This is a genomic window from Paenibacillus sp. OAS669 (assembly GCF_014873645.1).
GTDB lineage: Bacteria > Bacillota > Bacilli > Paenibacillales > NBRC-103111 > Paenibacillus_S > Paenibacillus_S vulneris.
Window position 1 is genome coordinate 417,321 of record NZ_JADBDR010000002.1, and the last position, 24,164, is coordinate 441,484.

General features: G+C 50.1%; 15 protein-coding genes. 14 read left to right on the plus strand and 1 reads right to left on the minus strand.

The window, feature by feature from the left end:
* Positions 1-129: 129 nt before the first annotated feature.
* On the minus strand, positions 130-1,044 hold the full coding sequence (locus GGC63_RS07155) for an aldo/keto reductase (RefSeq protein ID WP_192701698.1): 915 nt from the start codon (positions 1,042-1,044) through the stop codon (positions 130-132).
* 244 nt (positions 1,045-1,288) lie between these two features.
* Here GGC63_RS07155 and GGC63_RS07160 point away from each other — a divergent pair, with 244 nt between their 5' ends.
* The 14 genes from GGC63_RS07160 (at position 1,289) to GGC63_RS07225 (ending at position 24,081) form a co-directional block, all read left to right on the plus strand.
* On the plus strand, positions 1,289-2,653 hold the full coding sequence (locus tag GGC63_RS07160; RefSeq protein ID WP_192701699.1) for an MATE family efflux transporter: 1,365 nt from the start codon (positions 1,289-1,291) through the stop codon (positions 2,651-2,653).
* 109 nt (positions 2,654-2,762) lie between these two features.
* A complete protein-coding gene (locus GGC63_RS07165) occupies positions 2,763-4,592 on the plus strand; it encodes a glycoside hydrolase family 97 protein (RefSeq protein WP_192701700.1) in 1,830 nt (609 codons plus the stop codon).
* Positions 4,593-4,698: 106 nt separating this feature from the next.
* Positions 4,699-7,017 carry a chondroitinase-B domain-containing protein gene (locus GGC63_RS07170; protein ID WP_192701701.1) on the plus strand — a complete coding sequence of 773 codons (2,319 nt, stop codon included), beginning with the start codon at positions 4,699-4,701 and terminating at the stop codon, positions 7,015-7,017.
* Between the two features lie 288 nt (positions 7,018-7,305).
* Positions 7,306-8,619: an ABC transporter substrate-binding protein gene (locus tag GGC63_RS07175; protein ID WP_192701702.1), complete on the plus strand. Its 1,314-nt coding sequence runs from the start codon at positions 7,306-7,308 to the stop codon at positions 8,617-8,619.
* 298 nt (positions 8,620-8,917) lie between these two features.
* Positions 8,918-10,042, plus strand: coding sequence for an SGNH/GDSL hydrolase family protein (locus GGC63_RS07180; protein ID WP_192701703.1), 1,125 nt, complete (start codon positions 8,918-8,920; stop codon positions 10,040-10,042).
* A gap of 90 nt (positions 10,043-10,132) precedes the next feature.
* On the plus strand, positions 10,133-12,628 hold the full coding sequence (locus tag GGC63_RS07185; RefSeq protein ID WP_192701704.1) for a phosphodiester glycosidase family protein: 2,496 nt from the start codon (positions 10,133-10,135) through the stop codon (positions 12,626-12,628).
* Between the two features lie 54 nt (positions 12,629-12,682).
* Positions 12,683-14,029, plus strand: coding sequence for an ABC transporter substrate-binding protein (locus GGC63_RS07190; RefSeq protein ID WP_192701705.1), 1,347 nt, complete (start codon positions 12,683-12,685; stop codon positions 14,027-14,029).
* 85 nt (positions 14,030-14,114) lie between these two features.
* Complete coding sequence (locus GGC63_RS07195) at positions 14,115-17,303, plus strand: phosphodiester glycosidase family protein (RefSeq protein WP_192701706.1); 3,189 nt, start codon at positions 14,115-14,117, stop codon at positions 17,301-17,303.
* Positions 17,304-17,407: 104 nt separating this feature from the next.
* Entirely contained in the window at positions 17,408-18,040 is a 633-nt protein-coding gene (locus GGC63_RS07200; RefSeq protein WP_192701707.1) for a YdcF family protein, read from the plus strand.
* Positions 18,018-19,196, plus strand: coding sequence for an ROK family transcriptional regulator (locus tag GGC63_RS07205; protein ID WP_318780996.1), 1,179 nt, complete (start codon positions 18,018-18,020; stop codon positions 19,194-19,196). Before GGC63_RS07200 ends, GGC63_RS07205 begins: the two co-directional genes overlap by 23 nt.
* A gap of 42 nt (positions 19,197-19,238) precedes the next feature.
* Entirely contained in the window at positions 19,239-19,985 is a 747-nt protein-coding gene (locus tag GGC63_RS07210) for a Cof-type HAD-IIB family hydrolase (RefSeq protein ID WP_192701708.1), read from the plus strand.
* A 208-nt stretch (positions 19,986-20,193) separates the two neighbouring features.
* Positions 20,194-21,801, plus strand: a complete 1,608-nt coding sequence (locus tag GGC63_RS07215; RefSeq protein WP_192701709.1) for a sensor domain-containing diguanylate cyclase — start codon at positions 20,194-20,196, stop codon at positions 21,799-21,801.
* On the plus strand, positions 21,801-22,352 hold the full coding sequence (locus GGC63_RS07220; RefSeq protein ID WP_192701710.1) for a GNAT family N-acetyltransferase: 552 nt from the start codon (positions 21,801-21,803) through the stop codon (positions 22,350-22,352). The genes GGC63_RS07215 and GGC63_RS07220 overlap by 1 nt, the downstream gene beginning before the upstream one ends.
* 331 nt (positions 22,353-22,683) lie before the next feature.
* The gene (locus tag GGC63_RS07225) at positions 22,684-24,081 is read left to right on the plus strand and encodes a S1C family serine protease (RefSeq protein ID WP_192701711.1); all 1,398 of its coding nucleotides are present in this window, start codon (positions 22,684-22,686) and stop codon (positions 24,079-24,081) included.
* The last annotated feature ends 83 nt before the right edge of the window (positions 24,082-24,164 follow it).

The window sequence follows — 24,164 nt, forward strand, 5'->3', positions numbered from 1 at the left end:
GACCGAAATCGGGCAAGGGTTGGATATTTTTTTGAAAATAACATACTTCCTTGCTTATCAGCTGAGGCTAATCATCAGCATTTACCAATTATATCATCATTGCGAAGGAAGATGCAAAGGGCGCTTTCCTTATCTGAATCTGTTCATCTGTTCCTGTGTGAATAAGCGTTGGCCTACCATGGCGTTAAGGCTTGCCTGCTGCGGCGACTTGGCACCTGGTATAGCAACAACGGACGGTCGAGAGATCACAAACCGCAGGGCGGCTTCGGCCATATCTTCGTCCTTATCCAGGACGCTGCGGATTTCGTTTACCTTGCGGATTCGTTCCACGAATTGCTTGCGTCCCGCCTCGCCTTCATTCCACGAGCTCCGTACGCTATCCGTGAAGACGGAATCCTCGGTATAATTCCCGGACAGCAATCCCATCGCCAACGGCCCGCGAACAAGCACCGCGATTCCGTGCTCTTCACAATAAGGGAGGAACTCCTTCTCCGGCTCCCGGTTCAACAAAGAGTAATCGGTTTCTACAACGCGGCAGGTTCCGTTGACGTTGAATCTTTTCAGTACCTCCAGGCTATTGGTAGATATTCCGTATTCTCTGATTTCCCCGTTCTGCTTCAAGATTTCGAAGCCTTCCAGAAACACGGAAGGGTCCTGAATATCCCCGACATGACAGAGCATGACATCGATCCAATCCGTTCTCAACCGGTGCAAGGAGGCGTGGGCGCAAAGACGGATCATATCCGGGGTCGTCAGCGGAACCCCTTGTCCCGTGCGCTTGCCGAAATGTCCTATTTTGGAGACGACATAAGACTTATGCCGGTCCCCGCCCAATGCTTTGCCAAGCCGCTGCTCGGATAGCCCGTTGGGAATACCGTAGGATTCTGCAGTATCGAACAGGTTCACTCCATGGTCTATGGAAGTGCGAATGGTTGCATATGCGGTAGCGTCGTCTACGTCTCCCCATTGATTGCCAATATTCCAAGTACCGAGGCCAACTGCGGACACCTGCCAGCCCGTGCTGCCAAAATTGCGGTAAATCATTCGATATCACTCCTTTGAAATAATCATGCCATGCCGAATCATTATGCTTTTCTATTATACACGAAAGCTGTGCTGCTGTAGGAAAGCGGCATGGAATTGCCGAGTTTTCGACAAAAACTCGTGAATTCTCGCTATAGGATAACGAAACGTGCCTCATTATACTGTAGTGGTTTGCAGCATGGAGCCCATACGGATCAAGCGGATTCTTAGAATGATCGGCGGGCAGCGAAAGGGGAGTCGAGGGATGACAGATAAGAAAAAGTGGTCGTTATGGGCTTTGGCCTGGCCTATCGCAATCGAAATGCTTCTTCAATTTTTAATGGGCAGTGTGGATACCTTAATGGTTAGCCATATTTCGGATTACGCATCTTCGGCTGTCGGCTTGTCCAATCAGGTCCTGAATGCGACCAGCGTCATGTTTATGCTGATCAATTCCGGAGCCGGCATCGTCATCGCTCAAAAGCTGGGGGCGGGGAAGGCGGAGCATGCCCGGCGAACGGCGGCCATTACGATAAAAGCCAATCTCGCAGTCGGAGCCATCTTAAGCTTGTTTATATTTTACTATGCTGACTGGCTCCTGGGGTTCATGCAAGCGCCGGAGCAGGTGCTTCCGCTGGCAGGCACTTACCTAAGCATCGTAGGGTCGAATACGATCGTCCTTTCCTTGTATGCGGCATCTTCGGCTATCATTCGAAATACGGGAAATACAAGGGCGCCAATGCTTATCGTGATGGGGATGAACGTTATTCATCTGGTCTTGAATTACGCTTTTATTTATGGTGCCTTCGGTTTTCCGGAGTGGGGGATTCTTGGAGTCTCGATATCTACCGTCGTCAGCCGTACCGCTGCGCTCATCTGCAGCCTTGCCGTAATGTTCAAGGCATTTCAACCCGGGTTTGTAAAAAGCGATTGGAAAGGGTTCGACAAGGCGCTTGTGAAGGAAGTATGGCGAATCGGCTGGCCGATGTCTATTAATGCAGCGTCCTGGAACTATTCCCAAGCCATAATTTTTGCCATGGTGGCTTCCATGGGTGCCGCCAGCCTAGCTTCGTATACGTATATGAACACCATTCAATCGCTGCCCTGGCTTGTCGGGATGTCGGTGGCCATGGCTTCGCAAATCCGCGTCGGTCATTTGTATGGTGCACGCAGCTTCGAAGCATGCTATCGGAGCGCTTATACGGCATTATGGTCGGGGCTTGCCTACGTAGTGATGACCTCCTTGGTCCTGTGGCTCGCCGGTCGGACTGCTCTTGGCTGGTTTACATCGGATGTTGAAGTGCTGAAGATTGCAGTGCCCTTGCTGGCGGTGAATGTCCTGCTGCAGCCGCTGAAGATGGTCAACCAAGCGTTTTCATTCTCGCTTAATGCGGTGGGGGATACAAGATTTACCGCAGCGACGAATATGGCCTCCATGTGGCTCGTTGCCGCCGCCTGCTCCTATTACTTCGGCATTGCTTTGGGCTGGGGGATTACGGGCATCTATACGGCCATGATTCTAGATGAAGCCATCCGCGGGATTCTGGTCGCTGTCCGCTGGAAGAAAAGGGGCAGGCTCAAAAGTCCTGCAGAAAACGTTAGTCTGGGACAAAAACAAGTGAGTTTGTAGCATTGAACCATTGCATCATTTGACATAGGATGAGACTAATGGTTAATGCTGCATCCCTTTGGTTTAAAAGAAAAGATGGATTTATTTCTAGAGGAGAGTGGGCTCAATAATGAAACAATCAATCGAAAGTATAACCAAGCAAAGCTGGGTGCTTAGTTCACCAGACGCCAACATTCACTTTCACATCGAGATGACCGAGCAGGGAGCGCTGTACTATCATGTGATCCATGAACACAGCGTCATTCTGGACCGCTCTCCGCTAGGTCTTGTTACGCAGGATGTGGACTTCACCGCGGAGCTGTCCTTCAGCCGGAAAGTATCGGCAATTATCAACGATCAGTATACGCTTCCCCACGGGAAAACCAGCCGGTATGTGAATCATGCGAATGAGCTCACACTGTTCTTCAACAAAATGGGGCATGAGCTTCAAATCGTATGTCGTGCCTACAATGACGGTATCGCTTTTCGCTATCAGCTGCCCGGAAGCGAAGAAGTGAAGATTCTGTCAGAACCTACCGCCTTCGTTCTTCCACAGGGGCCGTTAGTCAATGTCTGGGCGCAGAAATGGATGGAGTGCTACGAACGGACCTACGATCTTGGCATGCTGGAGACGATGGACGAGTCCGACTATGCCTTCCCGATGCTGTTTCAGGTGGGGAATGCGGCCTGGATGCTTCTTACGGAGGCTGCCGTGTATGGAAGCTATTGTGCCTCGCATGTGAAGGTGAGCAAATTGAAAGCGCGTACATTGGAGCTTGCATTTGCTCCGGACCAGCCGGGACCTAATGTTGCGAAAGCGCCGTTGGCAACGCCATGGAGGACTGCCATTATTGGGACCGGGCTTTCGGAGATTGTCGAATCCAATCTGGTTTTTCACCTGAACCCCTCCTCCGAAATCGAGGGAATGTCATGGATTCGTCCGGGACGCTCCGCTTGGTCCTGGCATTCCGACAGCCAATCGTGCAAGGATCATGAGAAACAGGTCCAATTCGTAGATTTTGCAGCGGAAATGGGCTGGGAATATTCGCTTGTCGACGGCGGATGGGACCGGGAAGAAAGCACGACCAATGTGCCTGAGCTGGTCAAATATGCCGAGTCCAAAGGGGTGGGCATATGGTTATGGACGCACTACAAGCGAATTAAGGAAGAAGAGGAATGCCGCAGCAAGCTGGAGTTATGGGCCAGTTGGGGGGTCAAGGGGATTAAAGTCGACTTTTTTGACAGCGACTCCCAAGAGAGAATCCAGGTCTACGATATGATAGCGAAGGCTGCCATGGACCACCGTTTGATGATTAACTATCACGGATCCACGAAACCATCAGGGGAGCAGAGGCGCTGGCCGCATGTCATGACGCGGGAAGGCATCTTCGGTGCGGAATATTGGAAGAATGATCTGAACGAAGGGCCGAATGCGGTTCATAACTGTACGGTCCCCTTCACCCGAAATGTCGTAGGCTCCATGGATTATACGCCTGTAACCTTGTCGAGACTAACCCGGACCGGACATTGTCATCAATTGGCTTTATCCGTCATCTTTGAATCTGCAGTGCAAAACTTTGCCGATTCCGTCGAAGCCTATCAGGAAAGCGGAGGCAAGCCATTCCTGTCACAAGTACCTGCTGCTTGGGACCAAACCCTGCTGCTTGAAGGATATCCCGGACGTTATGTCACTATGGCTAGACGCAGCGGTGAAGATTGGTACGTCGGTGCGATTTGTGCTGCCGGAGGAAGAACAGCCCATGTAGAGCTTCGCTTCCTGGATGAAACTGCCTCGTATAAGGCCGAAATCTATGAAGAAGTATTTGGCAATCTGGATCATTACCGCTTTAAGCATTCTACCGATATTACGATTCGTACGGTTATCGTAACGAATGCCGATTCGCTGCACTTGCCGTTAAGAGTCAACGGAGGCGCCGTAATCCGATTGGTGAAAGTATAACATCGGCGGGGGGGCCGGGATCAAACCAGGCGCCCTTTTTTTATTAACGGGCTCCCCGAAGAGTGGTTGAACCAGCTTGGAAGTCAATGTAATAGGAGGATACAGGGTGAGAGGACAAATGCTTGTTACCGATAAAGATAGTCTTTGTAAAGCAATTCAAACGGCAGTACCGGGCGATACGATCGTCATGGCTAATGGGATTTGGGATGATATTCAACTGGAACTAGACGTAAGCGGCACCCGGGAACAGCCGATTACCTTGAAGGCGGAAACAGCCGGAGAAGTCATCGTGACCGGGGCTTCAACATTAACCTTTGCCGGAGAGCATCTGGTGGTCGACGGGCTGTTCTTTAAAGAAGGGCTTCAGCCGGGGAACAACGGAAGTCATACGATCATAAGATTTATGAAAAACTCGCATCATTGCAGATTAACCAATACGGCTATCATAGACTTCGTTCCGAGCCAGCCAGATATCAAAACGTTCTGGGTCACTATCGACGGTTCCCACCACGAAGTGGACCATTGCTACTTTAAAGGGAAGCTGCATGCGGGCCAGCTCATGAGAAGCATGAAATATTCAAGCTATAACCGGATCCACACGAATTATTTTGTCGATGTCCCCGCGTACGGGATCAATGGGCTGGAGATCATTCAGGTGATGGGCATAGGAAGCGATGGAGAGCCGGGAAGCGCAGGCGGTGAGCATGTCGTCATCGAAAACAACTTATTCGAAAGGGCAGACGGCGAATGTGAAGAGGTTATCTCGATCAAGTCAAACCATGATGTGATCCGGAACAATACATTTAAGGATTCCATCGGCGGGCTTGTCATCCGAAGCGGCCATACTACGGTAGTGGAAGGGAATTGGTTTCTTGGGGGTAATGTGGGTGGAACCAAAGGAATTCGCATCACAGGCGAAGATAATGTGATAAGTCATAACTATTTATCCGGACTCCAAGGGTTCGCCATTAGTGTCATGTCAGGGGAGTACATAGATGAACCGTTAACGCCGGATTGGCAGCCGATTCTGCGCGAAGGAACACCTTTGGGTCGCGTGCCTGTATATAACTGGTCCCGGAATAACACGATTAGTCATAATCAGATGATCCATAATCAAGGCTTCGATATGGACATCGGCATCGGCTACAAAACCGCATGGCCGTCCAAACAACGGATACTGCTGCCCGAGCGGAATGAAATCTCGGACAATGTGATCGTCAAGGAACGAGGGGAATCCCTTACCTTCGCTGATCAGGATCCTGAGGTTATGGAGATTACGTTTGCCCCGAACTATTACGCCAATAACCAAATGAATGTACCTGATAAGGCGGCGTTGCTACCACCTGGCTTTGTTCATCAAGAGCTGCAGGCTGAGGCCTTGGGCAACACCGGATACGTACGCAGTGTGGATCGGGGGAAAGAGGGGGTATGGGGTGGCCAGGCTCCGCTAAGCGCCGATGAGGTCGGCCCAGATTGGGCCGAGTCGAAGCGTAAGGAAGGCAGTCCGCTGTTTCAGCCGAGAGATCAGTTTGCCACCGTGGAGTCCGTTCCTTGGGACGCGAGCAAAAATATATGGGTATTGTGCGCTGGCAGCAGCGATATATTTGTCCGAAATTGGAGAATGAAGCTCCATGTCATCGAGCGTGAGCAATGTCCATTTGAACGTGAGGAGATCTTGTACATTCCTGTCCTGTCTTTGGCTCACCGATTAGGCTTTGAGGCTTCACAAAACGTTGAAACCAACGAAATTCAAATTCGGGGGCAAGACAGAGCACTGACCATTCGACCGGACGGCTGTGTTGTCAGAAGCGGGGAGAGCATGAGAGTGGTTCCGCTGCACTCCAGGGTAAGACGAGGGGCTCTATACATTGACGTCAGGGAGGCAGCTGAGCTGATGGGCAAAAGCCTGTACAAGCATGAACAGGGCATCGTTGCGTTATCGGACAATAGTGAGGATTTGACTGCTTTCAACCAGGAACTCATCCTGGATCAAACAAGACAGCTGTTCAAAGTAACGGCGAGCCGGTTTCATAAGCTGATGACGATTCCCCCGGAAGGACATCTGCATGGTCATGTTCCTCGCCATACTTTACACGAAGACCCTGCGTTACAATGGATATCCTATGGTGATGGCGAATGGATCCGATACGATCTGGGACGAGCTGTTGAGGTTGGGGGAGTGGACATTGGCTTCACAAGAGGCGGCGACGAACGTTACTCCTTCTCGGTTGAAGCCTCTCAGGACGGGTGGGATTGGAAGGAGCTTGTGCGCGGAATCAGCTGCAGTGAGCAGGAATCCGTCCGGTTCAAGTCGGTACACGCCCGTTATGTGCGGATCATTGGACATGGGAATGAGCGAAATCATGCCATAAGAATTTATCATGTGCAGTGGTACTCCGAGCAGGGCGAGAGCATTTTATTATAACGGTTATCCCCGGAATTCCGGGGATATTCGTTTCATTTGCTGATAGGTTAGTTTCATATAAATAATAGTTAACTTTGTACATTCTTAAAGATAGGAAACTTCATGTAGAATGATGTAAGTGCAAACGGCACAAAGGAAAATGCCTGTTGTGGTTGCATTTTTCTGAAGTATCTTTTTTTACTGAATGATGTTTATGATTGGAAAAGTGTTTTCATTTGTACATGCAAACGCTTGCTTTGCTGTACCCCAAAATAGAGAACACAGCAGAAAACGGAAGGGGAATAAGACATGAATAACAAATGGGCTGCAAGTATGCTGGCCTTAGTGCTCACTATGGGGGTTGGGGCAGGCTGCGCCAAACAAGAGGCGGCCGCTCCTGATGATCAAGGACAGGCCAAGAACAGTATCGGTACCGATCCGATCACACTTACCGTATTTACAGAGGTGCCTATGCTTCAGGACGATTTTGAGAAGCTGATCGCCGGTCCGGTGAAAGCGAAGTACCCGAATGTAACCTTGGAGCGCAGCGAGAAGGCGAAGGGCAATGAAATCACCGACAGAATTGCCGCCGGGAATATACCAGATATCCTGTTAACGGGCTTTTACTTTATCCCTAATCTTACGGATACGGGGATGCTGCTGGAAATAGATGATCGTATCAAACAAAATAACGTTGATTTATCGGCTTTCGAGCCTGTTGTAATCGATGCATTAAAGGGATTCCGTGACGGCAAGCTGGTAGCACTCCCGTTTTACATGGGAACAACGGCCCTTTTTTACAACAAGGACATCTTTGACCGGTTCGGCGTACCTTATCCCAAGGACGGAATGACATGGAATGAGGCGGTAGAGCTGGCACGCAAGCTTACACGCAGCGACAGCGGAGTGAATTATCAGGGCCTGAACCCCGGGAGCTGGGATACGCTAGGAAGCCAGCTGAGCTTGCAGAAGATCGATACGGCAACGAACAAAACGCTGGTGAACAACGACGGCTACCGCAAGGTGCTGTCCGTGCTGCAGGATGTCAGCTCTATTCCTAATATGGACCCGAAGATGAAGCCGATGGACGCTTTTACCAAAGATCGCAATCTGGCGATGTATAACTTCTGGTGGACGGATGTCGTCACCAAGCTGGAGGAGGCTGCAAAAGCGGGCAACCCCGGCAACTGGGATATCGTGAGCACACCGTCATTCCCGGACAAACCGGGCGTTGGAGCCAAGGTTGACGCACACATTCTTATGGTATCTTCACAAACCAAGTACAAGAATGAGGCGTTTGAGATTATTAAATTTTTGACGACTTCTCCGGAGGTGCAGACGGAAGTAGCCAAAACAGGCCGAATCCCCGTTCAAACCAACAAAGACATCCGCAAGCATCTGGGTGAAAACTATCAAAGCCTGAAAGGCAAAAATCTGGATGCCATCTTCAAGAATAAAATGGCCCCGCTGCCGAAATTTCATGTATTGGACAGCAGTGCGGTCAGCAAGCCGATGAACGATGCGGTAACGGCAGTAACTCAAAACAACGTCGATATTAATACGGCGCTGCGGACAGCGGAAGAGACCATTAATAAAAATATCGAGCAATTGATGAAAAAATAACCAAGCCCAAAAGATCAATCAGACCCGTGCTGATTGGTCTTTTTCTATGATTAGTACTAGTGATATGGCGGAAGGTGGACAAAGATTACCTAGTAGATAAGGCGGTTGTAGTAGATTAACAAAATCTTCAAACCGGGAAAACATGGAATTAACAAAGGAAAGGTATCTTATATTTAATAAATCAATTTGATTAAATTCATGAAAGAGTGATGCCATAGGAGAATACCTATTGTATGATAAGGAATAATCAGGTGCATCAAGGGGCGCCAAATCCTTATGTGAAAGGGAAGTGAAGGGTATGACAAGGAATCAACCGTTTCGGGCCCATCAGCTTGACGCAAATATGGCGGTCAGAAAGGCGGAGGGAGAATGGAGCTGGTACACACCGCTTGCCCTGCCGTTTCAAGTTCTGGGCTTTCCATGGCTCCGGGAGGAAGGGTTATTTCGGCGGCTGCCGATTCGTCCCGTTGAACCGCTCCCTGCTGCAGTCGACCGTCTGGCTAATTGTACGGCGGGCGGTCAAATCCGGTTTCGGACCAATGCGGACCGCCTTGCGATCCATGTGCGTCTCGGAGGCCCTGCATCCATGGATCATATGCCTGCTACCGGACAGAATGGATTCGACGCATATATTGGTGAGGCTGGGCGGGAACGTTATGCTGGGACTAGCCGGATGAAGCTGAGCGATACATCCTATGAGTGCATACTGTTTGAAGGAGCCAAAGGTGGCAAGCTTCGTCCTGTGGCGCTTCATTTTCCTCTCTATCAAAGCGTATTGGAAGTAGAGATTGGACTTCCTCCAGAAGCATTGGTGGAGTACGACGCATCCTATGATGGCCAGGGCCGTCTCGTATTCTATGGCACCTCCATCACCCAGGGAGGCTGTGCCGGCAGACCCGGGCTTGCTTACACCCAACAGCTGGGCAGACGGTTGAAGCGTGAGGTCGTCAATCTTGGATTTTCCGGCAATGGCAAAGGAGAGCCTGAGCTCGCGAGGATCATTCGCAGTATAGAGCGGGTGGATGCTTTCGTTCTGGATTATGAGGCCAATTGCAGTACGGACAGATACTGTGAAACCTTAGAGCCGTTTATACGACTCTACAGGGAGATGCAGCCGGAGGTGCCTATCCTGGTCCTGTCCAGAATTCCATATGCCAGGGAAAGCTACGATCCGTCCAAACGGAAGGAGCGAATAGTCAAACGCGACTTTGCGCGCCATGTAGTCGAGCGATTAAACCAGGAAGGGGACTCACTGCTGTTTTTTGGAGACGGCTCGGGCCTGCTGGGAAGATCCTATGACGAATGCACCGTTGATGGAGTCCATCCCAATGATCTCGGATTTACAAGGATGGCACAAGGAATCTATCCCATGCTTAAGCAAATCTTATCTGAAAAGCCTGTTAATTCAGAAAATAAGGATTGAACATTCGAGCCTGTTGTCGTACTATTATAATTAATCAAATTGATTTATAATCAATTCCGAATTCGATTCAACGGAACAGGAGGCGATTCCTTGTCTCAAGATGTAGAGATGATGCAGGAGAGGCGACGACAGGCTTGGCGGATCGATCAAATCGAGGAGAGCACAGCACCGGGAGTTCGTTATTGGCGACAGCAAGTAAGCAAGGGGACATTGAGGGAAGCCGTACACATGGTGGAAGTGGACCCGTCCCACGAGTTGGTACAGCTTAGACCAGTGTCTTTCCAAGGAAAAGTTGTCCGTTTGGAGACGGTAGGAAATCTGCTACATGAGCTTGAAACGCAGGGACAACGATGTGTGGCCGGATTTAACGGAGATTTTTTCAGCTATGCAGGGGTTCCATCCGGACTGCATATGGTCGATGGCGAGATCATTACCTCTCCGCTGCTTACCAAGGTCATACTGGTTATGATGAACGACGGTTCGATAAAGCTCGAAAAGTCGGTCAGGATGAGTGCCTTGGTGCATTGTGAAAGCGGATACAACATGTCGGTCGATATGGTGAATCGTGCCAGAAAGGCTGGCGAGACCGATCAAGCCTGCGTGTACACTTGGCGCTACGGCGATTCAACCCGGACGCCGGCCGGGGGGATCGAAGCCATAGTAGCAGCGAATGAGGCTGAAGTTAACCTGTATCCGGGGGTGCCCATTCGGGGGATTGTGCAATCCATTGGAGAAGCTGCCGATTCCCCGATGGAAGCCAAGAGTTGGGTTCTCTCTCTAACGGGCTGGAAGGCCAGAGCCTTTCTGGAGCAGGCTGCCCCAGGAACGGCGCTTACACTATCAATACAATATGACAAAGAAATTCAGAATGCCCGACAGGTGCTGTCCGGCAATTCTACGTTGGCGTTCATGCTGCTTAAAGACGGAAAGATTCCGGAAGTCTTACTGGACTCGCGGATACGGTTGAACAGCGACAGGCATCCAAGGACTATTGCAGCTGTCAAGCAAGGAAAATTGTATCTTGCAGCTATTGACGGCCGACAGCCGGGTCATTCCGACGGGATGACACTATTGGAAGCAGCTTGCTTCCTTCAGGAACAGGGGATGGAGCACGCGATAAATCTGGATGGGGGAGGTTCAACCACCTGCTACATTCGTCGGCCCGGAGATGAGCGGGCAACGCTGGTGAATCAACCGTCGGACGGCTTTGAGAGGGAAATCGGCAATGCGTTGGCTATCATTACTAAGGCACCAAAGGGAGAGCTGGATACCCTTATTGTAATTCCGTCTGCTGTACGTGCTATGACGGGGAGCAAGGTCGCGTTTCAGGTAAAAGGCCAAGACCGTTATGGAAATGCATCACCCGTGGATGGAGAACAGCTGCACTGGTCGTTGGAGGGCTGCATAGGATCCATCCTTGAAAAAGGCGTATGGATGGTCGGTCCGGTGCCGGCCGATGGCCGAATCATCGTCCGTTACGGCAATGTCGTTCAATCCGTTCCGGTACTCATTACGAATCAGGCGGCCCGTTTAAAGCTGGTGCCCTCATCAGCTGAAGTGGAGCCGGGAGGTAATCTGACTTTCCGTGTGGAGGCTTTTGATGCGGATGGAAATGAGGTCCTCGTATCCAATGAGCTGTTGTCCTGTTCGACGGAAGGCGAGATTGGGAAGTGGGAGGAGCCGGGTTACTGGGCTGCTGGCCCTGTTGGCGGCCGAGGCCGCGTGAAGGCGAGTCTGGGTGGCATTCACACGTTTGCCGATGTCCACGTTGGCAAATCTCATTACATGATTGCCGACTTTGAAAGCTTGATCGGGATCGGAACCGAGGAGGTAAATACGGTCGTGGGATCCGTCACGATAACGAAGGCGGCAAGACCCTCTCCCGTAAGATTCGGCACCTTCTCAGGCAGGTGGACCTATGATTTTACAGGCAAGCCGGGAATATCCGAGGCCCGGATGACATTTGTGAAGGGAACTGGAGACCGAGGGCACGAGATAGAGGGAGCCCCTTACCGCTTCGGGCTCTGGGTTAACGGAGATGGCAGCGGCCATGGGCTGCGTTTGGAAATAGAGGATGCAGACGGCATTAGACGCTTCCTGAATTTCACAGATTCCGATGGCCTGCATTGGAAGGGCTGGAAATATGTCTGTACGGAGGTCCCGGAGAACACCAGGCTTCCCATACGTGTACATACGATCGTTCTAGAGGAAGCGAATGACGCCAAGAAGAATAAAGGAGTGCTTTATTTAGATCATTTCAGGGCGGAGTATGTTGATTTTGATGAGGATGTGGAAGGTCCGGAATTCTCCGGTATGCGGCCTTCAGACCATTCGGTAGTAACAACTTGCTGCCCGCTGATTCAAGTAACGGTGAAGGATAGCAAAAGCGGCGTGGATACCGCATCGATCCGAGTATGGTTGAATGATGCTGTCCTTCCGCACACCTTCTGCAAGGATACGGGGATATTAGAGTGCAAGCCGCTGGAACCGCTGGAAAAGGGAGTTCACCGGGTGACTGTCGAAGCGGCAGACATGATGCGTAATGCGGCTCTTCCAGCTGCAACTTGGAGCTTTCAAATCATCTAATGATATTAATTATTAATTCCATTAATAAAATCCAATGTGAAGGTGAGATTGATCATGAAGCAAAGAAAACGTGTATCAGCAGCTATTCTGATCCTGCTGTCCGCTCTTGCAGCAGCCACGGGCTGTTCCAGCAAGCCGGCACAATCCCCGCAGACCGGCGATCCCGCCAAACCCGGCAGCACTGCGCCGGAAGAGCTTACGATTACAGAGCCGGTCACCCTTAAGCTGTATTCCCATTATGCGGCTATCAATACGCCCAACGATGTCGATGCGCTGTTCGGTACGGTTAAGAAGAAGCATCCGAACATTAATATTGAGCTCATAAAAGGGACGAAGCTTTCGGATATGATTGCAGCGGGGGAAGTTCCCGACCTGATTGCCACAACGCATTTTTATATGAATGATCTGCTCCCGCTCGGTGTTGCCAGCGATATGAATGATTTTGTGAAAAAATATCGGGTTGATCTAAGCAAATTTGAGCCTCAAGCCATTAACGCGATCAAATCCTACGGCAAAAACGGCGAGCTGTACGGCATCCCGTACACACTCAATTACGGCGTTCTTATCTATAACAAAGATATTTTTGATCGCTTCGGGGTCCCGTATCCGACTGACGGCATGACGTGGGATCAAATTACCGAGCTGTCCAAGCGGTTGACGCGCGAAGAAAACGGTATCCAATACCTTGGCTTCGATCCCGGCTCGGAGCGTACTTTCTCCAGAGGGTACTCCTTAGGAACTGTGAATGATAAGGGAGCACCGATATTCGATACGGAGGGCTACAAGAAAACGTTCGGCCTGCTGAAGCAGATGTACGAGATTCCCGGCTATATCGACCCCAAAAATAAATTCCAGTACGGCGTGGACTACTTCATGAAGGACCAGAAGCTGGCGATGTTCCCTTCCTGGCTTGCAGCCATTACGAGCCGTCTTCCGCAGCTGAATGAGGGAGGCAACGGGTTCAATTGGGATGTGGTCGGTCATCCGGTGTTCGACGACAAGCCGGGGGTGGGCAGGGAGATTGAGTTCCAATCTTTGATGGTCCCGCCGACTAGTAAAAACAAGGAAGCGGCGTACCGCGTTATTTTGACGATGATCAGTGAAGAATCGCAAAAGGAAATGAATAAAGGAAACAATTTAACGATATTAAATGATCCTGAGCTGAAAAAGCAGTTCGCTTCCAACACCGATATTTATAAGGGAAAGAATCTGGAAGGCATTTTTAAGGTGAAGCCGGCAATCGCTCCTATTAACTCGGAGTATGACAATGAGAATTATAAATATTTGCGTGAAGCCTTAACTGGAATGATCTTTGACAAAAAAGACATCAACACCGTCCTTCGTGAGGCTAACGAGAAAGCAGCCAAATATATACAGAGTGAGCAGGCCAGAAAGAAATAGCTAAGCAGCCCCAGGTACTGCGAGGCCGATTCCGGCGAATCGGCTTCGTCAACCCAACTTAAGTAATCGAAGGGAGATTCATCGCATGAAGCGAACGAGCAAAGTATGGCGTTATCTCGTTACAGGTTTCATTACAGCGGCCGTATTGGCGACACCGGTGAATGTACGGATGGATGCCGGAATAGTACATGCAGAAGCGGTCCAATGGCAAACTCTGGACGAGAAGCAGTATAGCGTTGCACCAGGCGTCCTCCATACAAGCCGTACCTTGATTGGGAATGGCTTGCGGGAATCAGTTCATCTGCTTGAAGTTGATCCTGCCAACCCTTATGCCAAGGTGGAAGCGGTTTCGTCACATGGAGAGGTATCCGCAGCCGCAACCGTCAGCCAAATGCTGGGGGAGCTTGAACAGCAGGGAGAGCGTCCCGTAGCGGGTACGAACGGGGACTTTTTCAGTACGGTAGGCGTACCCTCGGGCTTGATGATTTCGAATGGAGAATTGGTAAGCTCACCGTCGACGAGCAAGATTGCCATGGCCATTATGCCGGATCATTCGGTTAAGCTTGAAGAGAATGTAACGATGACCTCCAAGCTGACCAAGGATAATGGAGAGTCGCTTACCTTGACGATGATTAACCGGACCCGTGTTGCGACGCATACCAATCACGCTTTTTTGTACAACTGGAGATTCGGGAGCTCCACCAGAACTTCGGACGGCGGCATCGAAGCGGTCATTCGTGCGGATGACCCCGCCAATAAGCTGATTCCGGGGCAGCCGGTCAGCGGTGTAGTGGAGTCGATATCGGAAGCCTCGGATACACCGATTGAACCGGGGACATTCGTCTTGTCCGCTACCGGCTCCAAGGCGGATTGGGTACGGCAGAAGCTCGCGGTCGGTACACGGCTGCGGTTGGACATCTCGTTCTCCAAAGGCTTCGGGGAAGCGGAACAAGTCATTTCGGGAAATTCAACCTTGGGGTATGTTCTTCTGAAGAACGGGGTCGTGTCTCCAACCGTGCTTGATCCCGCCGATGCCAATACCAGCGATAGACACCCCAGAACAATGGTCGCCACAAAGCAAGGGAAGCTGTATCTTCTAACGGTGGACGGAAGACAGCCGGGACATTCCGATGGAATCACGATGGCCGAAGGCGCTTATTACTTACAAAGCCTTGGGATGGAAAATGCAATCAATATCGATGGCGGGGGCTCGACAACTTATTACGTCCGGCAGCCGGGGGGTATGCACCCCAGTCTGTTAAACCGGCCTTCCGATGGTCATGACCGTGCGGTAGGCAATGCTATTGCGATTATCACTACCGCACCGGTAGGTCCGTTGAATACGCTTGTTGTGAACCCTGAAGCTCCGCTTCAAGTTGCCGCAGGAAGCAGGGTGGAGTTCGAGGTCAAAGGCCGGGACGCATATGGGAATGGCGTACCTGTTTCCAGGGAGGAGCTTCAATGGTCAGTCCAGGGAGCTGTAGGAACCGTGGACCGCAATGGAAGCTTTACGGCCTCGTTGACGCCAGGCACCGGGCATCTGACGGTTCAGAGCGGAAGCGTAATGAAGCAGATCAATGTTTCCGTAGTCGATGCCTTGGATCGACTCGTTCTTGAACCGAATCCGACCGTAATTGAGCCGGGAGCTGTTGCCGTATTTCAACCTCAAGCCTTCAATACCGAAGGCCAGCGAGTCTGGATCTCTCCGGAGAGGCTAGCTTGGTCCGTGGAGGGTGCAATAGGAACGGTGACAAGCGACGGGAGGCTGCAGGCAGTCTATGGAACTGCAGACGGCAAAGTTCACGCCTCATTCGGTCAGGTGAGTGCTGAAGCCGTCGTTCAGGTAGGCAAGCTTCCGCAGCTGCTAGAGCCGTTCGAAAGCACGGATCATATGCAAACCAAGGATGCGAATGCCGTAGCAGGCTCCGTAACAATTAATGCTGTAGCCAGGCCTAATCCCGTTCGCTACGGGACGAAATCCTTAAAGCTCACTTATGATTTCATGGGAAAAGGCGGTACTTCCAATGCCTATGTCAACTTGCTAGATGAGAATGGAGAAATAGGAAGAGAAGTGGAAGGGAAGCCTTACCGGTTTGGATTGTGGGTCTACGGCGATTCGAATCGCCATTATTTGAGACTTGGCGTCACCGACGGCAGCGGAACCAATAGGATTTTTGACCTTACTGAGCCTGGAGCGCTGGATTGGACCGGCTGGAAATACGTGACGGCTCCGGTACCGGAGAATACGATATATCCTTTGAAGGTTCGATACATCGTTGTCAGTGAATCAGACCCGGCAAACAAAAATAAAGGCGCAGTATATCTGGACAATCTGAGAGCGGAATATATGGACTTGGGCGAAGATGTAACAGGTCCTGTGTTCAGTGATCTGACACCGGCACCGGGGGCGGAGGTTACAGGACTGAGTCCTTCCATTAGCGTGAAAGTGACGGATGAGGGAAGCGGCGTCGATCCGTCTTCTATCATTGCGGTAGTGGATGGTGTTTCGGTGAACGCGACTTATGATCCGGAGCGTAAACGGATTCTTGTCTTACCGGGCTCCGATCTGTCGGAAGGGGATCATCATATCAAAATCGAGGCGGCGGATAAGGCGGGAACATACGCAATCCCTGCTGCAGAATGGTCATTCCGGGTTAAAGCACCGGATCATTTGCCTCCTGTTTGGAACGGAGGGGCTGTACTTACGGTAACCGATGTAACCTACCATACTGCCACGATCCATTGGAATCAGGCGTCAGATAATATAGGTGTGCAAGGTTATCGTATTTACCGTAATGACCAGCCGGTAGATACTATCCTGTCAGATCGCTGCCAGCAAGAATGCAGTTATAGGATGGATGACTTGGTCGGCTACACTTCGTATAGGGTCGAGGTTGAAGCGTATGATGCAGCGGGGAACTCAGCACGCAGCGGTGCCGTACCACTGCTAACTGCCAAAGATACTCTTCCGCCGGGGGATACGGTTTCGTTACAAGTATATGGTCACAGTCATACCATTCAGGTGACCTTCGTACCGCCACAGGATAAGGATTATGCTGGAACGCGTGTTGTCATTTCACCCAAAGGCGGCAATGACAAGAAGGAACGGAGCGTTGAACTGTTCGCTCCTCCAGGTGTTACCAGGGTGGAGGCAAGCAGCTTAAAGCACGGGTTCTATGAGGTTCTCGTGCAAGCCTTGGATACAAGCGGCAATCTATCAACCGGCGTTCTCAAGCAGGTGAAATTGAACGAGGGAAGGGAACAGCAGAGCTAGGTAAATAAGGGATTGTCGAAGGGATGGTTTTATCGTATTATGTAATTAATCAATTTGATTTATAATCACATTGAGGCACTAATCAATCGGAAAGGAACAGCAGGATGTGGGAAATAGCACTAATGACGATGCTGTGCATCATTGCGGCTGTGCCTTTGACGTATTTTGTGTGGATGCACTCCTGCAGAAGAAGCAAGGAGTCTGCAGATGCATTAATTGTTCTAGGGTACCGATGCGATGGCAATCAAATTCATCCCTTGCTAAAGGAACGGCTGGATGCGGCTCTGCGTCTGTACCGCGAATATCATTACCGTTATCTGGTACTATCCGGCGGGGCCGTGAAATCCAATAGGACAGAGGCCGAGATTATGCGGGGTTATTTGCTGGACCAAGGGGTTCCCGTAGAACGAATGATCCTGGAATCCCGCTCCCGCAATACGGTCCACAATCTCGTGAACTGCAAGCTGATCCTTACAGAGCGAAATTTAAGTACGTTTGTGTTAATTTCCAATTCTTTTCATTTGCGGCGAATGCGGTATATAATGAAGACGCTTGGATTAACGGCTTCACTGTACGCGGAGCGGAATTGGAGCAGCATTCTGCGGCTTCAGTGGAGGCTGACATTTCAAGAAATCCGGGCGTTTCGCCTTACCCTTCCATGGCTGGAAAAGGCGGTGAATATGAAATCTCCCCAGATGATGGGGAGCAAGAAAGGTGCTGCATCCCGTGAAGCCTGAAAGAACGACTAGCAACAAACTTCTTAAATCCATCAACCAGCAGAAAGTGCTGCGTCTGATTTATACTGAAGGCCCCATTTCGCGAGTGGAGCTGGCGGAGAAAACGGGTCTTACCCAACAAACGATCACCAATATTGTGAACCGGCTGCTTGAGGACGATTATTTGCTCGAAACCGACCCTATTGCCGGCAATAGCGGAAGAAAGCCAATCCCGCTCGTTGTCAAGACCGGGGAGATGTACGCCATTGGGATTGAGCTTGCAGTGAAATACGTCAGAGGAACCTTGATTGATTTCCAGCACCATACGATTCACGAAATCAAGGAGCAGGTTCAGGCTTATCGTGATGTGGAGCATCCCCTTGAGTACATCATCCAAATCGTCGATGAGCTGATGAAACGAGTTCCGAAGCCGCACCAGCTCAAAGGCATCGGCTGCAGCATTCAAGGACTTGTCGACTCCAAACAAGGAGTGGTCATTTATTCCCCGGGTCTCCGCTGGAAGGAGTTCCCTCTGAAGGAACGGTTGGAAGAGCGATACAATGTTCCTATATATTTGGAGAACGACGCCAACCTGCTGGCCATCGTGGAGAATCTCAAAGGGCGTTTGGCGGATTCGGCTAATAATGTGACGATCAAGCTGGATTATGGCATTGGCGGGGCTCTTGTTTTGAATAAACAGCTATGTACGGGTTCCTCGCATGTCGCAGGTGAATTCGGCCATTATAAGGCGTTTGCACCCGAAGAAACGCCCGTATGCCACTGCGGAGCCAGGGGTTGCTTAACCACCTTAGCTTCGGTCAGCGGGTTGAAGCGCAACGCCGGATATACGCCGGAGAGCTTTGCGGAGCAGCTGGATGCGGGGGAGGAGCAAGCCGCAGCGCTGCTGAATAAGATTGAGCCCGCGATAGGAACGGCGATAAGCAACGTAATCACGTTCTTCAATCCGGATCATGTGCTGCTGACCGGCAAGATGATAGATGTGCTGGGGACACGGCTTCTCACTCCGCTAGAGAAGCGGATTTATTCTACCATTCCGGAATCATGCCGGGGAGTCAAGCTGGTTTACTTGCCGCAAACCCCGAATGAATCCACATCGGCCGGCGGCCTTGTCGTGAATCATTTTTTTGATGTGCCGCTCGAAAGCTTATCTCTATAGAGTAAGACGGTTGATCCAAATAAGATTTGGGAGGGTGCGGAAATGCCGCAAGTCCGATTATTGGCACTGGATTTAGACGGAACGACATTAACGGAGGACAAGACGATAACGGAAGAAACGAAGGCCTGGATTCATAGGGCGGTCGAGGCAGGCGTGAAGGTGATCTTCGCGACTGGCCGCGGCACACAGACAGCCAAGTCATTCTGGGAGGAGCTTGAACTGCAGACCCCAATGGTTCTTGTCAATGGAGCCGAGGTATGGGAACGTCCTGAGGTGCTCGCTAAGCGGGTATATATCGATCGTGATCATGTGCTTAGGCTCCAGCAATTAGCGGTTGAATGGGGTGCCCATTATTGGGGCTACAGCGTAGAGAGCCTGACGAGCAAGCGGAACTGGACGGAGCAAATGTTTGAACGCGACTGGATGAAGTTCGGCATTCGCCATGATGATCTGGACACAATACAGCGGCTTCGCGATATTATTGAGAGCTGGGGTACTTTGGAGATTACGCGCTCCGCGGCGGTAAATATTGAAATCTCCCCCAAAGGGATTTCCAAGGAATCCGGCGTCCGCATCGTATGCGAGCAGCTGGGCATTGGAATGGAGCAGGTCATGGCCATTGGCGATAATATGAATGATCTCCGGTTAATCCAGGCGGCCGGCCTCGGGGTTGCTATGGGCAACGCGGACGAGGAGCTGAAGCGGGCGGCCCATGCGGTAACGGACACGAATGAGCGGGATGGGGTTGCCAAAGCGATTCAGAAACATATTTTTCAATTAGCGGTCTAATCCATAAGGTGATGTCAAAAAGCTCTCAGCCTAAGAGGATTTCTTGGGTCTGGGGGCTTTTACCATTCTCTGGGGGCTGAGCAACGTGATTTTCAAAGGAATCGTCACATTAATTTTATCTTAAGTCCTGTTTAGATCTGTGTACCTCATCCCTATCTATTGTATAATACACATGTTGTTCTATTAATCTAACTACTGGTGAGGATACATGTCCCTTCTTCGAGAGCTTCAAATCAGCCAGAAAAAAAAGGTGAGCTTGACTACGCTCGTCACGGGAATGGTTTGTTTAACGATCTTGGTTACCGCAACGATTCTCCTGGTTCTATCCTTTCATTCCAAGAAAAAATCTTTAACAGAAACCACTCTGAATCTAAATTCCTTCACTGCGAACAAAATGAGTATGTCCATGGACGGCATTTTCACAACCATGAAAGAGAGCTTGCATTATTCGGCTGAAACCCTTCGGAACTATCCGGATATGACCGTTCAAGATGTTAATCAAAAGCTGGAATTGCTGAGAAATAGCAGCCGGTTCTTCAATTCTATCGTACTGGTGGAGGAGACGGGACGCGTTCATGCGGCGACACCGTCGTCGCTCAGCAGGATCGAAGGAACGGTTGTATTGACCGAGGCAGCAAGGAGTACGATAAGGCTGAGGACGCCGTACCTGTCCAAGCCTTACGTCACTTCGGTTACGAATAGATTGATCGTGTCGATGAGCGAACCAATTTTCGATCAGCAGGGCGAATTCCGGGGTTACTTATTAGGGACGATCTACCTTCAGGAGCCTAATGTGATCAGCCAGGTTTTCGGCAGCTCTTCCATTGATGAGTACGGCTCCTACTACTATGTGGTCAGTTCGGATGGGTATCTGCTATTTCATCCCGAATTGGGCCGAGTAGGGGAGCTGGTATCTGCCAATCCGGTCGTAAACCAAATTACCCAAGGACGGAGTGGCAAGCAGCAGGTTACGAACACGCGGGGGGTGTCTCAGCTAGCCGGTTATTCCGTAGTTCCCTCGAATGGATGGGGGATTGTCGTCGTCTCCCCCAAGCAGGCCGTCGATAATCAGCTTCAGTACTATACGAAGGAGCTTCTAATCTACTTTGTGCCGTCGACTTTTCTTTTGCTTTTAATTGCCATCTGGTTTTCCTGCCGCTTGACGCGCCCATTCGTATCCCTGGCAAGGAAGGTCAGTGATTATGAAAGCGGACAAAGCCGCGCTCCCTCCTTCGGCAGTTATTGGAACTTTGAGGCCGATTTGCTGGCAAAGTCGTTAGGGAACGCCCTGAAGCATATAGAGGCGCATACAGATCAATTGGCGAGGGAAGCATCCATCGATCCGCTTACAGGACTAATGAACCGCAGATCGCTTGAGAAAATTATGAAGCAATGGGTAGAGGAGACTACGGCCTTCTCTCTGTTGATTATGGATATCGATCGTTTTAAAATGATAAACGATACTTACGGCCATCAGACAGGGGATGCTGTATTAAATCATCTTGCAGAACTATTGCATCATTATTTGCGCCAAGAGGATATTAGCTGCAGGTATGGCGGTGAAGAGTTTGTCGTGCTGCTGAGGGGGACATCCCTGTCAGATGCTTACGCCACGGCGGAACGGATACGTCTTGCTTTTGAGACAACCGAGAACCCTATTGGAAGGACATGCACTCTATCCATCGGTCTGGCCCAGTATCCCTCCCAGGCCCAAGAGCCTTCCGAGCTGCTGGGTTTGGCCGATCAGGCTCTATACGAGGCGAAACGGAAAGGGAGAAATCGAACGGAAGTCAACCAAGAAGGAGGTTTGCGCTAATGAACCAAGCTTTTACTATTCATGATCATCTAATCAGCGAAAATAGCATAATGGTGCAGGCTCAACCCCAAGATACTGAGGCTATCATGGCTTTGCTTATAGAGATTGCGGAATGGCTGCGCAGCAAAGGATCATCCCAATGGAGAGGGCTGCTGGAAGGTCATGACTCCCACAATACGGTGGAAGCAGTACGGCGCGGCGATGTATTCGTCTGCAAGAAAGAGGGAAGTATCGCAGGTGTAGTCATGCTGCTCCAGAAGCCTAGTGAATGGGATTATAAGCTTTGGGGCGCTGAAGCGCACCCGGAGGATCGTGCCGTTTATATCCATCGGCTTGCGGTCAAACGCGAATTTGCAAATTCAGGCCTCGGACAAGCTATCCTGCAATGGTGCGATTCAGGAATCCATTTTGATGGGAAAACCATTGTTCGGCTCGACTGCATTGCCAGCAGTCCGCAATTAAACCAATTTTACAGCCGAAACGGCTACACCTATAAAGGGGAACAAGACGGCTTCAGCAAATATGAAAAGTCCGTTACTTTTAAAAAGTAAATATAGCAGCCCTATGAATCTCCTTTACTTTCTTTTTTGCAGGAAGTAGGGGGGATTTTTTTATGCTAGAGAGCAGCAATGCCCTATTTATTTTGTCCTACCGGTACTTTTGAGGATTAATCCCAGCTTAAAAATAGCGTCTGATAGACAAGCCTCGTCTAGCAAATGAGAGGCTCAAACAAGCTTTTTTTCAGTAACGACGCCACTTGCAGGCTTTTACCTCCTATTTAACTAATTTTAAAGTGCGTTTAAGGTACGAATTCTATTATAAATTCATAGCCGATGGCTAGTGAACGAATTCATATCACGGACATATGGGAGGTATTTTACAATGGAAAACAATTACGATAAAGAATATAAAGCTCAACCTGAGGCAGAGACAATGGAATCACCCGTTGAAGAGCCTGTTACGGAGTGGATCCAGCCAGAAAAAACAATTCGAAGCCCGTTTTTTAATTCCGGTAAAGTGACCTTGAACTCGGCAGGGCATTATGATACGAAGAAACGCAGCACTTTGAAAAGCAGTCTGGCGGCTTTTTTGGCCGGTGCAGTGGTTGTTGGGAGTTTGATGTTCGTCTCGGATAAATATAACTTATTCACTCAGAATATTGCCGCGGCGGGCGGAGCCAGCTCCTCCGTAACGTCGAGCGGGTCGGCGCAAACCGCAGCCTATTCCAATTCGATTGCAGGAGGCAGTATCGCGGACATTGCCAAACAAGCGAGTCCGGCAGTCGTCAAGATTGAAACGAAGGTCAAGGTTAACAATTCCCGAACCAATTCGATGTATAACGATCCTTTGTTCCGCCAATTCTTTGGCTATAATGGAGGCGGAAGCGACAGACAGTCACAATCGAATGACGGTGCTCTGCAGTCCAGCGGTATGGGGTCCGGCTTTATTTTTCAATCCTCCGGCTATATTTTAACTAATGAACACGTCATCGACGGTGCGGATGAGATTGAAGTCACTGTACAAGGATACGATACGCCGTTCAAGGCCACATTGCTTGGTAACAGCTATGATCTTGACCTGGCTGTTCTGAAGATCGAGGGTGACAAAGAGTTCCCAACGTTGCCTATCGGTGATTCCAATAACACTCGGGTAGGGGATTCGGTAGTAGCAATCGGCAACCCTTATGATTTTGATTATACGGTAACCTCCGGCGTAATCAGCGCTAAAGAGCGTCCAATCAGTATTCCGGATGAAAAAGGTACCCGCGAGTATAAACATTTATTCCAGACGGATGCCGCTATTAACCCGGGGAACTCTGGTGGTCCGTTATTGAACATGAACGGTGAGGTTATCGGAATTAATACGGCGGTAAGCGCCGAAGCACAAGGCATCGGATTCGCCATTCCTACAAGCACAATCAGCTCTGTGCTGGAAAATCTGAAAAACAACGTGGAAATTCCAAAAGAACCGGCGCCATATCTGGGTGTGAGTGTTCAAAATATTACAGATGATATGCTGTCCGACCTGAACTTGACCAGCACAAAAGGCGCGTTAATCGCTGATGTCCAGCCCAAAACTCCAGGCTTTGAAGCAGGCTTAAGACCTTATGATGCTATTATTGCCGTAAACGGCACAGAGATTGCAAACAAGGACGATTTGACCAAAATCATCCAGGCATCCAAAGTCGGAGACAAGGTTAAAGTAACGATTATGCGTAACGGAAATAAGCAGGAAGTAACCGTCACAGTCGGTGATAAAAACGCTCAACAACAAAAATAACAGGCCGTCTTTCTTACAAAAAAGCCCTCGAAAAGGGCTTTTTTGCTTATGCAGAAAATTAATATAATTAATTATTAATCTTA

Coding starts and splice junctions, on each gene's coding strand:
- GGC63_RS07155 (WP_192701698.1), bottom strand. CDS start 1,044: ATGATTTACCGCAATTTTGGCAGCACGGGCTGGCAGGTGTCCGCAGTT.
- GGC63_RS07160 (WP_192701699.1), top strand. CDS start 1,289: ATGACAGATAAGAAAAAGTGGTCGTTATGGGCTTTGGCCTGGCCTATC.
- GGC63_RS07165 (WP_192701700.1), top strand. CDS start 2,763: ATGAAACAATCAATCGAAAGTATAACCAAGCAAAGCTGGGTGCTTAGT.
- GGC63_RS07175 (WP_192701702.1), top strand. CDS start 7,306: ATGAATAACAAATGGGCTGCAAGTATGCTGGCCTTAGTGCTCACTATG.
- GGC63_RS07180 (WP_192701703.1), top strand. CDS start 8,918: ATGACAAGGAATCAACCGTTTCGGGCCCATCAGCTTGACGCAAATATG.
- GGC63_RS07190 (WP_192701705.1), top strand. CDS start 12,683: ATGAAGCAAAGAAAACGTGTATCAGCAGCTATTCTGATCCTGCTGTCC.
- GGC63_RS07195 (WP_192701706.1), top strand. CDS start 14,115: ATGAAGCGAACGAGCAAAGTATGGCGTTATCTCGTTACAGGTTTCATT.
- GGC63_RS07200 (WP_192701707.1), top strand. CDS start 17,408: ATGTGGGAAATAGCACTAATGACGATGCTGTGCATCATTGCGGCTGTG.
- GGC63_RS07210 (WP_192701708.1), top strand. CDS start 19,239: ATGCCGCAAGTCCGATTATTGGCACTGGATTTAGACGGAACGACATTA.
- GGC63_RS07215 (WP_192701709.1), top strand. CDS start 20,194: ATGTCCCTTCTTCGAGAGCTTCAAATCAGCCAGAAAAAAAAGGTGAGC.
- GGC63_RS07220 (WP_192701710.1), top strand. CDS start 21,801: ATGAACCAAGCTTTTACTATTCATGATCATCTAATCAGCGAAAATAGC.
- GGC63_RS07225 (WP_192701711.1), top strand. CDS start 22,684: ATGGAAAACAATTACGATAAAGAATATAAAGCTCAACCTGAGGCAGAG.